Genomic DNA, 14,699 nt, shown 5'->3' on the forward strand with positions numbered 1-14,699 from the left:
AGTGGCGCAGGCGCAGCAGTCGGTCTCGGAACTGACCAAGCGGCTGCGCGCGAAAGGCAAGGAGGTGCGTTTTGCCATCCACCCGGTGGCGGGCCGCCTGCCCGGGCACATGAACGTGCTGCTGGCCGAGGCGAAAGTTCCTTATGACATCGTGCTGGAGATGGACGAGATCAACGGCGACTTCGGCGGCACCGACGTGGCCATCGTGATCGGCTCCAACGACATCGTGAACCCGGCCGCCCAGGAGGACCCCAACTCCCCGATCGCGGGCATGCCGGTGCTGGAATGCTGGAAGGCGAAACAGGTCTTCGTCTCCAAACGCGGCCAGGGCACAGGGTATTCGGGCATCGAGAACCCGCTGTTCTTCAAGGAAAACACCCGCATGTTCTACGGCGACGCAAAACAGTCGCTGGATACGCTGCTGGGGCTGATCCAGTAAATTGAACTGTCAAGGCAATAGAAAGGCGCCCCCAGGGGCGCCTTTTTGGTGTTCGCCTTCCTCTTGCCAGCAAATATCCCGGGGGAGGCCGAAGGCCGGGGGCAGAGCCCCATCAACGGTGGGACTGTATACCGTCGCATTCCTCTAACTCACTGAAATGAAACGCTTCTGTACATGCCCGGCTGAGGCGGCTATCGTCGCCAGCATTGCCGACCGGAGACCGAAATGCCGCCGATCCACGACCATCCGCTGCGTTATCCCCTAACCAACGAGCTGCATGCGCGCCCGTTTCCCACCATGAACTGCCCCTGTTCGGTGGCGTATCTGGCAGTGAAACAGCCGAAAGAGGCCGTCCATAGGGACCGGCAGCAGGATCTGAAGCACCTGATTGCGCTGCTGGACCGCCACGGCGCACCGCATCCGCAGCCGGGCGCCACTCATCACGCGGCGGCAATCGGGCGGCATATGCTGAAGTGGGAGCAGCACACCGAATTCGTGAGCTACACAGTCTATTGCGACGGGGCCGGGGTGCGCGCGTTCGATCCGGCGGAATTCGATGTCTTTCCGGAAGAATGGCTGGCCGCGGCGCCAGGGCAGCGGATCACCTCGGCCTTGATCCGGGTGGTGCCGCGGCCGGAGGAGGACGCGCTGAAGCCTATGCTGCAGGATTGGTTCGTGCCCGAAAGCCTGGCTGTGTCGCGGGTGCTGGACGACAGCGCTCTGGTGGCCGGGGATTTCCGGATCGACCCGGCGGGCCACATGCGTTTTGCCGTCTTCCCGGACGCCGACACCGGCAGCCAGCGTATTGGCCGGGTGGTGCAGCGGCTCTGCGAGATCGAGACCTACCGGGCAATGGCGATGCTGGGGTTCTCCCGCGCGCGCGGGCTGGCGCCCGCGATTGGTGCACTGGACAGCCATCTGAGCGGTATCATGCAGGAGATGACCGGAGGGCGGCAGCCTGCCGACCAGATTCTGTCGCAGCTTCTGACCGTGGCGGCGGAGCTGGAAGCGATGGCTGCGCAATCCGCGTTCCGCTTCGGGGCGACCGGCGCCTACGATGCGCTGGTCAATCAGCGTATCGCGCTGCTGCGGGAGCAGCGCATTCAAGGCTTCCAGTCTCTGGCGGAGTTCATGCTGCGCCGCTTCGAGCCCGCAATGCGAACCGTGACCTCGACCGAGAAGCGCGTGGAGACGCTGGCGGACCGGGCGCGCAGGGCAGGGGAGCTGTTGCGGACGCGGGTGGATGTGGAGCGTTCGGCGCAGAACCAGGAGCTGCTGGCCAGCATGGACCGCCGTGCCGATTTGGCGCTGAGGCTGCAGCACACTGTCGAGGGGCTTTCTGTCGTGGCGATCAGCTATTATGCGGTGTCGCTGGCGGGTTATGCGCTCTATCCGCTCGCATCTCTCATGCACCTCAGCAAGGGGAATCTGATCGCTCTGATTACCCTGCCTGTTGTGGCTCTGGTTTGGCTGGGCGTGCGGCGGATCCGGAAGAAGCTGCATTGAGGGCCGCCCGCGCCGCTACGCCGCCGAGGGCGATGAAGCCAAGGGCAAGAAGCGCGGCCAGGCTCAGCGTGGGAATACCGGCCAGACCGGCGCCGACGGTGCAGCCGCCGGCCAGCACTCCGCCCACACCCATGAGTGCCGCTCCGGCAAGGTAGCGGCCGGTTTGCCGGGGGCTTTCGAAGCTTTGCCAGCGGAAGCCGCCGTTCAGCAGGGCTGCTGCGAGAGCGCCGAGCATCACGCCGCCCACCAGCCCCGTGCCAAAGCCGGCCGGAATAGAACTGGAGGCTACGGCGAAAAACAGTGTTTCGGCCGCGGGGGCGGTGAAGGAGAGGCTCTCCATCGCGATCGGGTCGAAGTCGTCGAATAACAGAAAGCCGGTTCCGGCCCAGGCCGCGGGCACCAAGAGGCCGATAAGGGCAGCTGCGCCCAGGATGGAGCCCCGGTTTCCGGAGCGCAGAGCGGCCAGAGCCGCGGTCACTGCGATCAGCGCACTCCATGCCGCCGGGCCGCCCGGCAGCGCTGCCAGCGAGGCATACTCGCCGGCGGGTAGGGTGAAGGAACCAAGCGTGGTCCTTACCGGTGCCAAAACGCCCTTGAGCGTGGCGTGGGCAGTGATGGCGAAGACGGTGACGACCAAAAGCGCCCGCAGGTTGCCGCTGCCTGCCAGCACGAAGAGCCGGGATGCGCAGCCTCGGGTCAGAATCATCCCGCCTCCGAACATCAGCCCGCCGGTGGCAATGGCCAGCACCGGCAGGTCAGCGGCCAGCAGTCGGTGATCCGCGAAGCCGATCCAGCCGGCCGCAACTGCCGCCTGGGTGCCGATGACGGCTGCTGCCAGCGCCATCGCCCAGACGCCCGCAGCCTGACGGCGGTCTTCGCCCGCGAGTGCGCGGCGGAAGCAGAAACGGGTGACTTGCGCCAGAGCGCCGAACAGAATGCCGATACCAAGGGCAAACAGCACCGAAGCCTCCCAGGCGGAAGTCTCTTCAAAGCCAAGTGTTTCGAACATCACGGTCTCCAGAAGAAGGCGGAATTTTTTCCCGGAATGGCCGGAAAACAGCGGCCCGGCAAGTCTTTGCGCCGGCCTGTATCGGACTGTTCCAGGGAACATGTCCCTACCGGTCTTCGCGCACCGCGCGGTTTTTCTGTGGTTCCGGTGTGCCGGAAAACAAACTGGCCGCCCGGAAGGGGCAGCCAGAAAGTATATTCTTATTCGAATGTGTCGGCGTGCTGGTCCTCAGCGGCCACGGATGCGCGGGTCCAGAGCGTCGCGCAAGCCATCGCCGAGGTAGTTCACGCTCAGCACCGTCAGCGAAATCGCCAAACCGGGCCAGAACACCCGCTCGGGGTATTGCTGCAGGTAGTCGGTGGCATCGAACAGGAGCCGCCCCCAGGTCGGGAAGTCCGGCGGGAAGCCGAGGCCGAGGAAAGAGAGCGAGGACTCTGTGATGATCGCCGTGGCGATGCCCAGCGTGGCCGAGACCATGATCGGCGACAGCACGTTGGGCAGGATGTGCCGGGTGATCAGCTTGCGGTTCGTGGTGCCGATCGAACGTGCTGCCATCACGAACTCGCGCTCCTTCAGTGCCAGCACGTCGCCGCGAACGATCCGCGCGGTTGGCATCCAGCTGGTGATGCCGATGGAAGCCACGATCAGGATGAAGATCCCCTGTTCCGGCCCGAAGGCGGCGTTCAGCGGCTCGCGGAACAAGAGCATCATCACCAGCAGCAGCGGCAAGAGCGGCAGCGCCAGGAACAGGTCAGTGAGGCGCATCAGCGGCCCGTCGAGCTTTTTGAAGAAGCCCGCGAGCACGCCGATCAGCGAGCCGAGCAGCAGCGCAAGCAGCATTGCGGTCAGGCCGACCGACACCGAGGTCGCGCCGCCGGCCATCATCCGGGCCAGCATGTCGCGGCCAAGCTGGTCGGTGCCGAAGGGATGCGCCCAGCTCGGGCCCTGGTTGCGGGCGCGGATGTCGATCTGGGTGGCGTCGATGTCCCAGAAGAACGGCCCCAGATAGACCGCGAGGATGATGAAGAGAAACAGCGCCCCGCCCATCATCGCGCCGCGGTGCGACTTGAACTGGTCCCAGACGTTCAGCCACTGGCTGCGCGGCGGGCGGTGGAGCTCCTCCAGCGGACCGGCGCCGGGCACCGCGGTCGAGGCGGGCGCCATGCCTTCGTCGGGCACGAAGCGTTCCTTGTCAGTCATAGCGGATCCTCGGGTCAAGAATGCCGTACAGAACGTCGGCGATCAGGTTGAACAGCACGATCAGCACCGCGAAGATGAAGGTCAGCGTCTGCACCATCGGCAGGTCGTTGGCCTGGATTGCGCCGATCAGGAGCTGGCCGATGCCGTTCACCTTGAACACCTGCTCGGTGATGATGGCACCGCCGAAGATCGCCGGAATCCCCAGCGCGATCACGGTGACCACCGGGATCATGGAGTTTCTGAGCACGTGCACCATCACCACGACGTATTCGCTCAGCCCCTTGGCGCGGGCGGTGCGGACGTAGTCCTGGTTGAGGTTGTCGAGCATCGAGGCCCGCATGAAGCGGCTAAGCTGCGCGGTGATCTGCAGCGCCAGCACCATCACCGGCATGATCATCTGCTTCAGCTGGTAGACGAAACTGTCCCAGCTGTCGACGACATGGGTCGTGTCATAGATCGAGGGGAACCAGCCCAGCTGCACCGAGAAGATCACGATAACCAGCACGCCCGAAAAGAACGGCGGCACCGAGAAGCCCACCATCGAAATGAAGGTGCCGAGCTGGTCGAACCAGCTGTACTGGCGGTAGGCAGAGTAGATCCCGATCGGCAGCGCGATAACGATGGCCACCAGATAAGCGGTGCCCACGACCCAGAGGGTCTGCGGCAGACGCTGGATCACAATGTCCATCACCGGCGAGCGGGTCTGCCAGGAAATCACCCGCAGGTCCCCGGCCGAGAAGGAGGTGCCGAAGTAGTGGTCGATCAGAACCTGCGGTTCGATCCAGAAGAATTGCACCAGCCACTTCCAGAAGCGGATGTGCATGGGCTGGCCCAGGCCGAGCGCCTCGCGCATCTTTTCTTTGACTTCGGGAGGGACGGTGAGGGGGACCTGCGCCATCGGGTCGCCGGGGGCGAGCTCCAGCAGCAGGAAGATCACGAGGCTGATGAACAGCAGTGTGGGCACTGCCAGGATCAGCCGCCGGATTGTAAAAGTCAGCATCAGCTAAGCGCCTTTACAACGGGGTTTTGAGTTTGGAAGCAAGGCGGGCTCTGCCTGGCGTCCGTTTTGTGCGCAGGCCGTAAAGCGTAACCACCCGAAAATGGCAAGAGGCCCCGGTGTAACACCGGGGCCCCCGCTGAGCCTGACGCGGCTTACTTAATGCGATGCCAGTCTGCCACGTTCCACAGTTCGCTGTCCCAGACGTTCAGATCGACGCCGCCCAGGGTGTTGGAATGTGCCGACAGGCGGCCGCGGTGCACCAGCGGGATCATCCCGCCCTTTTCGATGATGATATCGTTCAGGCGCTTGGCGATCTCGGCGCGGGCTTCCAGACCGGCGGTCTTGGTCAGCTCGGCGTGCAGCTTGTCGTATTCCTCGTCGCAGAAGCGCGAGATGTTCTCGCCCTGCCACTGGGTCGCCGGGGCCGGTGCCTTGTCGCACAGGCCGTTGCCCAGATAGGACTGCGGGTCGGTGCCGTTGAAGGTGTTGGCGTACATCTCCACATCGGCATAGAACTTCTGGAAGGTGTCGGGCGAGCCCGGGTCACCGCCGAAGAATACGCTGGCGTTGATGTTGCGCAGCTCGGACTCGATGCCGATCTGGCTCCACCACTCCTTGATCAGCGCCTGGAAATCCTGACGGACGGCGTTGGTCGATGTCTGGTACAGGATCTTCATCGGCTTGCCGTCCGGGGTCTCCCGCACACCGTCGCCGTTGGTGTCCTTGTAGCCGGCTTCCTCCAGCATCGCTTTGGCGCCCTCGATGTCCTGGGTGGAGCAGTCGAAGGTGTCGGAAGCGAAGGCCTCGGGCGCGGGCACCCAGTTGCAGCCGATCTTGCCGGCCTTGCCGTAGCCGATTTCCACCAGCAGCGGGCGGTCGATGGCCATCGACATTGCCTTGTAGACCGCCGGATCACCCAGGAACGGGTGCGGGCGGACCACCGAACGCTCGTCCGGGCCAAGCGCCGGGTCGGGGTTGGTGTTGTTGAGCATGATGCGCTCGACCAGCGGGCCGAAGCCTGCCACCGGCTTGCCCTTGCCGCCGGCTTCCATCTGGGCGATCACTTCAGGCGCCAGCTGCAGGTTCCAGGCGTAGTCAAACTCGCCGGTCTCCATCACGGCACGGCCTGCCGCGGTGGCGTCGCCGCCGCCCTTGAACAGCACCTTGGCAAAGGCGGGTTTGTTCGGGTCACGGTAGTTGTCATTGGCCGACAGCGTGATCACGTCATTGGGCTTGAACTCGTCCACAACGAAGGGGCCGGTGCCGATCGGGGCGAAGTTCGCCTCGGTGCACTCGGGGGCCTTGGCGCCCATGCAGTTCTCGAACTGGGCTTTCTGGATGATCGGGCTCTCGCCGCCAACGAAGGGGCCGTAGGGGAAGGGGGTGGGTTCCGCGAAGGTCACCTTCACGGTCAGATCGTCCACCGCCTCCACGTTGGTTACGCCTTCGAACTTGGTTACCTGGGCGCAGCCGCCTTCAGGGTCCATGCAGTAGTTGGCGGTGAACACCACGTCATGCGCGGTGAAGTCGCTGCCGTCCGACCACTTGATGCCGGGCGCGATTTTCCAGGTGATCGTCTTCAGGTCTTCGCTGACGCCGCCATTGTCCACGGTCGGGATCTCGGCCGCCAGGAAGGGCACCATGTTGCCCTTGGTGTCGTAGCGGGCCAGCGGCTCGATCACCAGCGAGGCGGCTTCGACGTCCTTGGTGCCGCCCGACAGGAACGGGTTCATGATCGACGGCGCCTGCCAGTAGATAATGTTGACCTGGCCATCCGATCCCCGTTCGGCATATGCCGCGGAAGCCACGGAGGCTGCGGCAGCAGCCCCCATCAAAAGGGATTTGATTTTCATCACACTCTCCTTGCCGGACACGTTATGTGTCTTTTTTATTTTAAGCGGGCCTCGGGGCCCGGAGTTTTGCCGCATCACTGCGGAGTTGCAGCAGCTTTGCCTGCTGTCGCCCGTGAAACCCATCAGCAATCTACAGCCGGCCGGCAGCGGACTGGCGGCAAAACCGGGCGCGGGCGGGCCGCGCAAAGCGCGCAGCAGGCGGCGGCTGCCGTCATCGAAACAGAGTTTGGGAAAATTGCAAGCCTTGGCGTCGGGTAATTCCCGGCCCGGGTTTGACGCGCCCGGCGCGATCGGCTTACATCGCGGCAACAATGAGCGGCCGATGCCGCCGGGAATATCTTGTGGCCAAGGCCTGCGGGCCGCCTGGCCGGGTAGAAGGGGATCAAGGGTGCTGGATCAGCCAATCGCACAGATCAAGGGCTTGCGCGTCGAGTTTCAGACCAAGGACGGGTCGGTGGTGGGCGTCGAAAACGTCTCTTTCGATGTCAATCCGGGCGAAACCGTCTGCATCGTGGGCGAATCCGGGTCCGGCAAGTCGGTCTCCTCGCTGTCGCTGATGCGTCTGGTGGAATTCGGCGGCGGCGAGATTGCCGGCGGCGAATTGATGTTCGACCGGCGCAAGGGCGGCCGGACCGATCTCGCCAAGGCCGAGCAGGACATGATGAAGCAGATCCGCGGCAATGAGATCGGGATGATCTTCCAGGAGCCGATGACCGCGCTGAACCCGGTGTTCACCGTCGGCCGCCAGCTCACGGAGGGGCTGCGCATCCACAAGAACATGTCCAAGGCAAAAGCCGAGGAACGCGCGCTGGAGCTTCTGCGTCAGGTTCGCATCCCCGAGCCGGAGCGGCGCCTGCGGCAGTACCCGCACGAGCTGTCGGGCGGCATGCGGCAGCGGGTGGTGATCGCGATGGCGATGGCCTGCGAGCCGCGCCTGCTGATCGCGGACGAGCCCACAACCGCGCTGGATGTTACCATCCAGGCCGAGATCCTCGCTCTGATGGACCGCTTGAAGCGCGAGACCGGCACCGCGGTGATGTTTATCACCCACGACATGGCGGTGGTGGCGCAGATGGCCGACCGCGTGGTGGTGATGTATCGCGGCAACAAGGTCGAGGAAGGACCGGTCGCGCAGATCTTCGAGAACCCGCAGCACGAATACACCAAGGCGCTCCTCGCCGCGGTGCCTAAGCTGGGGGAGATGCGCGGCAAGCAGTACCCCGAGCCAATGAAGCTGATGGGGGTTGCGGATCAGAAGATCGAGCCGATCGTGGGCACTGACGAGGTGCTTCTTGACGTGCAGAACCTGACCACCCGTTTCCCGGTCAAGGGCGGCATCCTGCGCCGCACCGTGGCCAATGTGCACGCGGTGGAGGATGTGTCCTTCAAGGTGTTCAAAGGCCAGACGCTGTCGCTGGTGGGCGAATCCGGCTGCGGCAAGTCCTCTGCGGGCCGCTCTATCCTGCGGCTGGTGGAGCCGCTGTCCGGCAAGGTGAATTTCGAGGGCCGCGACGTTCTGCAATTCAGCTCCTCCCAGATGCACAAGGCGCGCCAGGACATGCAGATGATCTTCCAGGATCCCTTTGCATCCCTGAACCCGCAGATGCAGCTTCTGGACCAGGTGGCGGAGCCGCTGCGCAACTATGGCCTCGCGTCAGGTTCCGAGTTGCAAGACCGCGTCGCCAGCCTGTTCGACCGCGTCCACCTGCCGCGCAGCTTCATGCGCCGCTACCCGCACGAGATGTCGGGCGGCCAGCGCCAGCGGATTGCGATTGCCCGCGCTCTGGCCCTGAACCCCAAGCTGATCGTCGCGGACGAGGCGGTCTCGGCGCTCGACGTGTCGGTGCAGGCGCAGGTCTTGAACCTGATGATGGAGCTGCAAGCGGAACTCGGCCTGTCGTTCCTCTTTATCAGCCACGACATGGCGGTGGTGGAGCGGGTCTCCCACCAGGTCGGCGTGATGTATTTGGGCCGCATCGTGGAGCTCGGTCCCCGCGAGCGCGTCTTTGAGAATCCGCAGCACCCCTATACCCAGGCGCTGATGAAGGCGGTTCCGGTGGCCGACCCGCACCGCCGCAAGTCCGAGCATGAGCTGAACTTCAAGCCGATCCCCTCGCCGATCCACGGGCTCGACTACGAGCCTGCGCCGTCGCAATACAACGAGGTCGAGCCGGGCCACTTCGTGCTCACCACCGACAGCGGCTACTGAAGATGGCGTCCCGGCTCACCCCGCTGGAGATCATGACCAAACTGATCTCCTTCCCGACGGTCAGCCGCGACAGCAACCTGCCGCTGGTGGACTGGGTGCAGGATTACCTCTCCGAGCAGGGCATCGAAAGCCACCGCTGGGTTGATCCTGACCAGCCGCACAAGGCTGCCGTCTTTGCCCATGTGGGGCCTTGGGAAGAGGGCGCGGTGGTGCTTTCGGGCCATACCGATGTGGTGCCGGTCGATGGTCAGGCCTGGGACAGCGACCCGTTCACGGTGGTGGAGCGGGACGGCAGGTATTACGGCCGTGGCACCTGCGACATGAAGGGCTTCGACGCGCTTGCCATCTGGGCGCTGGTGGAGGCGCATGCGCGGGGTGTCAGGCGCCCCTTGCAGCTCGCGCTCAGCTTTGACGAGGAAATCGGCTGCACCGGCGCGCCGCCGATGATTGCGGCGATGCAGGAAAAGCTGCCCAAGGGGGCTGCCGTGCTGGTGGGGGAGCCCTCGATGATGCAGGTGGTGACTGGCCACAAGGGCGGTTACGGCTATTCCACTCATCTTCACGGCTTCGAAGTGCACAGCTCGCTCGTCCACACCGGCGTCAGTGCGATCATGCATGCGGCACCCCTGATCGAGTGGGTGAACTCCATGAATACAGAAAACCAGGCGGCCCAGCCCGATGCCGCCGCCAGCCTGTTCGAGCCGCCTTTCACCACACTGCATGTCGGCGTGATCCAGGGCGGCACCGCCCAGAACATCACCGCCAAGGACTGCACCTTCAGCCTCGACATGCGCATCCTGCCGCAGGAAAGCGCGGCGGAGTGGCGGGAGCGCTACATGGGACAGGTGCGCAGCGTCGAGGCGCGGATGCAGGCGACCCAGCCGGACACCCGAATCGAGGTCACCCAGACCTTCGATGTGCCCTCCCTGGCACCGGAACAGGACGGCGCTGCCGAAACCCTGGCCCGCGCGCTTACCGGCGACAACGGCAGCCATGTGGTGAGCTACGGCACCGAGGCCGGGCAGTTCCAGGCCGCGGGCTACTCCGCCGTGGTCTGCGGGCCCGGAGACATCGCCCAGGCGCATCAGCCCAACGAATACATTACCGTGGCGCAGTTCGAGGCCGGCCACGGCTTCATGCAGCGGCTGGTGGATCGGCTGGCCGCATGAGCCTGCACATCCGGACGGGGGTGCCGCGATGAGCCGGCCGGGCGGGGAGATTCCGGGCGGCGTCTATGAAGACGTGGATTTCGCCGTGCTCCTGCAGATCGCAGGGCGGATGATCGCCCAGTATGTGGAGGCGATCGGCAAGGAAACCGGCCTCGCGGCGGGCCACCTGAGCCTCCTCGGCATGATCCACCGCAAACCGGGATTGGTGCAGAACGCCTATGGCGGTATTCTGGCGATCAACACCGCGACGCTTGCGCGCTATGTCGACAAGCTGGCCAAGCGCGGGCTGCTGGAACGCGAACGTTCGGAAACCGACCGCCGCACCGTGCATCTGCGCCTGACGCCCGAAGGCCGGGAGTATATCGAGGACGTGGCCGAACGGCTTTCCGGTGTGCGTGAGGAGATGCGCGCCCGCTTGCCGGCCGCGCAGATCGAAGAGCTGCAGGCCAGCCTGGTTGCCTTCCTGACCGCCGAAGGCCCGGGTGCGGAATAGGCCTGCGCCTGTTGGCGAAAGGGGACGGCGCGGCCCGCTGCCCCTACGCCGGGGGGGCATGGACAAGAGCGGGTGAGTTTTGTACCAATCGTCTCAGATGAGAGGAGTTAGCGCGATGCCGGCCAAGAACAGATTTGCCGAGATGCATGGTGAGATCACCGCCTGGCGCCGGCACCTGCATGAGCACCCCGAGCTGATGTATGAGGTCCACGAGACCGCCGCCTTTGTTGCCGCGCGGCTCCGGGAGTTCGGCATCACCGACATCGCCGAAGGCGTTGGCCGCACCGGCGTGGTGGCGGTGATCGAGGGCAAGACCAATACCTCCGGCCGCACCATAGGCCTGCGCGCCGATATGGACGCGCTGCCGATCCCCGAGGCCTCCGGGGTGGACTATGCCTCCAAAACGCCGGGCGTGATGCATGCCTGCGGCCATGACGGCCACACGGCGATTCTGCTGGGGGCAGCGAAATATCTGGCCGAAACCCGCAACTTCGACGGCAAGGCGGTGCTGATCTTCCAGCCAGCCGAGGAGGGCGGCGCCGGCGGCAAGGCGATGTGCGATGACGGGCTGATGGAGCGCTGGGGCATCCAGGAGGTCTACGGCCTGCACAACATGCCGGGCCTGCCGGTGGGCGAGTTCGCCACCCGGCCCGGCGCGCTGATGGCGTCCTCGGACGAGTTCGAGATCGTCGTGACCGGCAAGGGCGGCCACGCAGCGACCCCGCATGAGGCGATCGACACCACGCTGGTGGCCTCGCAGATCGTGGTCTCGCTGCATTCCATCGTGTCGCGCAACATCGACCCGCTGAAACGCGTGGTGCTGACCGTCGGCACTTTCGAGACCGACAGCACCGCCTCGAACGTGATCGCCCATACCGCGCGCCTGCAGGGCACCGTGCGCACACTCGATCCGGAATGCCGCGGATTGGCCGAGGCGCGCGTGCGCCGGGTGGCCGAAGATACCGCCTCGGCCTATGGTGCCAGCGCGGAAGTCACCTGGACACCGGGCTACCCGGTCACCATCAATTCCGAAGAACAGACCGCCTTTGCGGTGGAATCAGCGCGCGCCGTTGCCGCCAAGGTCGACGACAACACGCCGCCGATCACCCCGTCCGAGGATTTCTCCTACATGCTGGAGGAACGCCCGGGCGCCTACATGTTCCTTGGCAACGGCGATACTGCGATGTGCCATCACCCGGCCTATGTGTTTGACGACGAGGCCATCCCGCTCGGCTGCAGCTGGTTTGCCGAGCTGGTCGAACGGCGTATGCCAGCAGCCTGAGGAGGACCCGAATGCCCGTCAAGAACCGCTTTGCCGAACTCAGCGATGAAGTGGCCGCCTGGCGGCGGGACATCCACCGGCATCCGGAAATTCTCTATGAGACCCACCGCACCAGCGCGCTGGTGGCGGAGAAGCTGGCGGAGTTCGGCTGCGACGAGGTGGTGACCGGCATTGGCCGCACTGGCGTGGTCGGCGTGATCCGGGGCAGGGCGGATACCGCGGGCCGCGTGATTGGCCTGCGCGCTGACATGGATGCGCTGCCGATGCAGGAGCAGGGCAAGCGCCCGCACGCCTCCGCCATCCCCGGCGCCATGCACGCCTGCGGCCATGACGGCCACACCGCGATGCTCCTGGGCGCAGCCAAGTACCTCGCCGAGACCCGCAACTTCGACGGTTGTGCAGTGGTGATCTTCCAGCCCGCCGAGGAGGGTGGCAACGGCGCGGAGGCGATGTGCAAGGACGGGCTGATGGAGCGTTTCGGCATCCAGGAGGTCTACGCCATCCACAACGCTCCGGGGCTGGAGGCGGGCGCGTTTGCAATCCGCTCCGGGCCGATCCTCGCTTCGGTCGACGAGTTCACTGTCAAGCTTCAGGGCCGCGGCGGCCATGCTGCCAAGCCGCACGAAACGGTGGATACCATACTGGTGATGGCGCATCTGATCTGCGCGCTGCAGACCGTTGTGGCCCGCAACGTCGACCCGGTGCGCGAAGGCGTGCTCTCCATCACCTCGGCCGAGACGTCCTCCAAGGCGTTCAACGTGATCCCCGACCAGGCCGAGCTGCGCGGCACCATCCGCACTCATTCGCCGGAGGTGCGTTCGCAGATCCTCCAGCGGGTGGAGGAGATCGCCCTTAGCGCGGCGGCGGTCTTCGGCGGCAGCGCGGAGGTGGCCTTCACCCTCGGCGTGCCGGTCACCATCAACGACGCGGACGCCGCCGCCCACGCCCGCGACGCCGCCGAAGCGGTGGCTGGCCAGACAGTGGAGCCGCCGCTGGGCATGGGGGGCGAGGATTTCTCCTTCATGCTGGAAGAGCGTCCCGGCGCGATGATCCGCCTGGGCAACGGTTTCGGCCCCGGGCTGCATCACCCGGAGTACGACTTCAACGATACGATTATCCCGCAAGGCTGCAGCTGGTTCGCCGAGATCGTCGAACGCCGCATGCCCGCGGCTTGAGCTAACCCGAACACCCCGGGCAGGCCGCCGGCCTGCCGGGCAGATCTGACAAAAGGAGTGCATATCATGCCGGTCAAGAACCGCTTTGCCGAACTTCAGGACGAAATCACATCTTGGCGCCGCGACATCCACGAGAACCCTGAAATCCTCTTCGACACCCACCGCACCAGCGCGCTGGTCGCGGAGAAACTGAAGGAATTCGGCTGTGACGAGGTGGTAACCGGCATCGGCCGCACCGGCGTTGTCGGCGTGATCAAGGGCAAGTCGGACACCGCGGGCAAAGTGATCGGCCTGCGTGCCGACATGGATGCGCTGCCGATTCACGAGCAGACCGGGGTTGAGTACGCGTCGAAAACCCCCGGTGCCATGCACGCCTGCGGTCATGACGGCCACACCGCGATGCTTCTGGGTGCCGCGAAGTACCTTTCCGAGACCCGCAATTTCGACGGCACCGTGGTGGTGATCTTCCAGCCGGCCGAAGAAGGCGGCGGCGGCGGCAAGGAAATGTGCGACGACGGCATGATGGCGCGCTGGAACATCCAGGAGGTCTACGGCATGCACAACTGGCCGGGCCGCCCCGTGGGCAGCTTCTCGATCCGCCCGGGCGCCTTCTTTGCCGCGACCGACCAGTTCGACATCACCTTCGAGGGCCGCGGCGGCCACGCAGCCAAGCCGCAGGAGACCATCGACACTACGGTGATGGCCGCGCAGGCGGTGCTGGCGCTGCAGACCATCGCGTCGCGCAATGCCGACCCGGTGCACCAGATCGTGGTCTCGGTGACGTCGTTCGAGACTTCCTCGAAGGCGTTCAACGTGATCCCGCAGAAGGTGCAGCTCAAGGGCACCGTGCGCACCATGTCTGGCGAGATGCGCGACCTCGCGGAAAAGCGCATCAAGGAGATCTGCGCAGGCATCGCCGCCACCTTCGGCGGCACTGCCGATGTCACCTACCACCGCGGCTATCCGGTGATGGTGAACCACGAGGAGCAGACTGAGTTCGCCGCCAAGGTCGCGGCCGACATCTCCGGCAACTGCGACGAGGCACCGCTGGTCATGGGCGGCGAGGACTTCGCCTTCATGCTGGAGGAACGTCCGGGCGCCTACATCCTGGTCGGCAACGGCGACACCGCCGCGGTGCACCACCCGGAGTACAACTTCAACGACGAGGCCATTCCGGCCGGCTGCAGCTGGTGGGCGGAGATCGTCGAGCAGCGGATGCCGGCGGCCTGATCTGCGCGGGGGAGGGGGCTGGCTGCCCCCTCTTGCCCCAGGCGGACCCGGGGCGATTCACCCCCGAGGATATTTCTGGCAGGAAGAAGAGGCCGGGCGGCGCAGAGCGCCGGCCCGGCTTTTTGCGCCGCGGC

Annotated in this window: 12 protein-coding genes; 8 read left to right on the forward strand and 4 right to left on the reverse strand. The window is 65.3% G+C overall.

The window, feature by feature from the left end; translation table 11 throughout:
- A partial coding sequence (locus ACOHWE_RS00005; protein ID WP_420663334.1) for an NAD(P)(+) transhydrogenase (Re/Si-specific) subunit beta occupies positions 1–439 on the forward strand: 439 nt, incomplete at its 5' end.
- Positions 440–664: 225 nt separating this feature from the next.
- Positions 665–1,945 carry a DUF3422 family protein gene (locus ACOHWE_RS00010; protein WP_420663336.1) on the forward strand — a complete coding sequence of 427 codons (1,281 nt, stop codon included), beginning with the start codon at positions 665–667 and terminating at the stop codon, positions 1,943–1,945.
- Here ACOHWE_RS00010 and ACOHWE_RS00015 read toward each other — a convergent pair.
- From ACOHWE_RS00015 to ACOHWE_RS00030, 4 genes are all read right to left on the reverse strand, one after another.
- Positions 1,881–2,954 (reverse strand): YeeE/YedE family protein, encoded by a 1,074-nt coding sequence (locus ACOHWE_RS00015; protein WP_420663337.1) that lies wholly within the window; start codon positions 2,952–2,954, stop codon positions 1,881–1,883. The genes ACOHWE_RS00010 and ACOHWE_RS00015 overlap by 65 nt on opposite strands.
- A gap of 228 nt (positions 2,955–3,182) precedes the next feature.
- Positions 3,183–4,154 (reverse strand): ABC transporter permease, encoded by a 972-nt coding sequence (locus tag ACOHWE_RS00020; RefSeq protein WP_420663338.1) that lies wholly within the window; start codon positions 4,152–4,154, stop codon positions 3,183–3,185.
- Complete coding sequence (locus ACOHWE_RS00025) at positions 4,147–5,154, reverse strand: ABC transporter permease (protein ID WP_420663339.1); 1,008 nt, start codon at positions 5,152–5,154, stop codon at positions 4,147–4,149. The genes ACOHWE_RS00020 and ACOHWE_RS00025 overlap by 8 nt, the downstream gene beginning before the upstream one ends.
- 152 nt (positions 5,155–5,306) lie before the next feature.
- Positions 5,307–7,007: a peptide ABC transporter substrate-binding protein gene (locus ACOHWE_RS00030; RefSeq protein ID WP_420663340.1), complete on the reverse strand. Its 1,701-nt coding sequence runs from the start codon at positions 7,005–7,007 to the stop codon at positions 5,307–5,309.
- Positions 7,008–7,395: 388 nt separating this feature from the next.
- Here ACOHWE_RS00030 and ACOHWE_RS00035 point away from each other — a divergent pair, with 388 nt between their 5' ends.
- The 6 genes from ACOHWE_RS00035 to ACOHWE_RS00060 all read left to right on the forward strand — a co-directional run bounded on the left by ACOHWE_RS00035 (position 7,396) and on the right by ACOHWE_RS00060 (position 14,565).
- The gene (locus tag ACOHWE_RS00035; RefSeq protein ID WP_420663341.1) at positions 7,396–9,216 is read left to right on the forward strand and encodes an ABC transporter ATP-binding protein; all 1,821 of its coding nucleotides are present in this window, start codon (positions 7,396–7,398) and stop codon (positions 9,214–9,216) included.
- Between the two features lie 2 nt (positions 9,217–9,218).
- The gene (argE, locus tag ACOHWE_RS00040) at positions 9,219–10,385 is read left to right on the forward strand and encodes an acetylornithine deacetylase (protein ID WP_420663342.1); all 1,167 of its coding nucleotides are present in this window, start codon (positions 9,219–9,221) and stop codon (positions 10,383–10,385) included.
- Positions 10,386–10,413: 28 nt separating this feature from the next.
- Positions 10,414–10,878, forward strand: a complete 465-nt coding sequence (locus ACOHWE_RS00045) for a MarR family winged helix-turn-helix transcriptional regulator (RefSeq protein WP_420663343.1) — start codon at positions 10,414–10,416, stop codon at positions 10,876–10,878.
- 115 nt (positions 10,879–10,993) lie between these two features.
- A complete protein-coding gene (locus ACOHWE_RS00050; protein WP_420663344.1) occupies positions 10,994–12,160 on the forward strand; it encodes a M20 aminoacylase family protein in 1,167 nt (388 codons plus the stop codon).
- Between the two features lie 11 nt (positions 12,161–12,171).
- The gene (locus tag ACOHWE_RS00055) at positions 12,172–13,335 is read left to right on the forward strand and encodes a M20 aminoacylase family protein (RefSeq protein ID WP_420663345.1); all 1,164 of its coding nucleotides are present in this window, start codon (positions 12,172–12,174) and stop codon (positions 13,333–13,335) included.
- A 66-nt stretch (positions 13,336–13,401) separates the two neighbouring features.
- Positions 13,402–14,565: a M20 aminoacylase family protein gene (locus ACOHWE_RS00060; RefSeq protein ID WP_420663346.1), complete on the forward strand. Its 1,164-nt coding sequence runs from the start codon at positions 13,402–13,404 to the stop codon at positions 14,563–14,565.
- Positions 14,566–14,699: the final 134 nt, after the last annotated feature.

The sequence above is a fragment of the Cribrihabitans neustonicus genome (genome assembly GCF_048820895.1).
GTDB classification, from domain to species: domain Bacteria; phylum Pseudomonadota; class Alphaproteobacteria; order Rhodobacterales; family Rhodobacteraceae; genus Cribrihabitans_A; species Cribrihabitans_A neustonicus.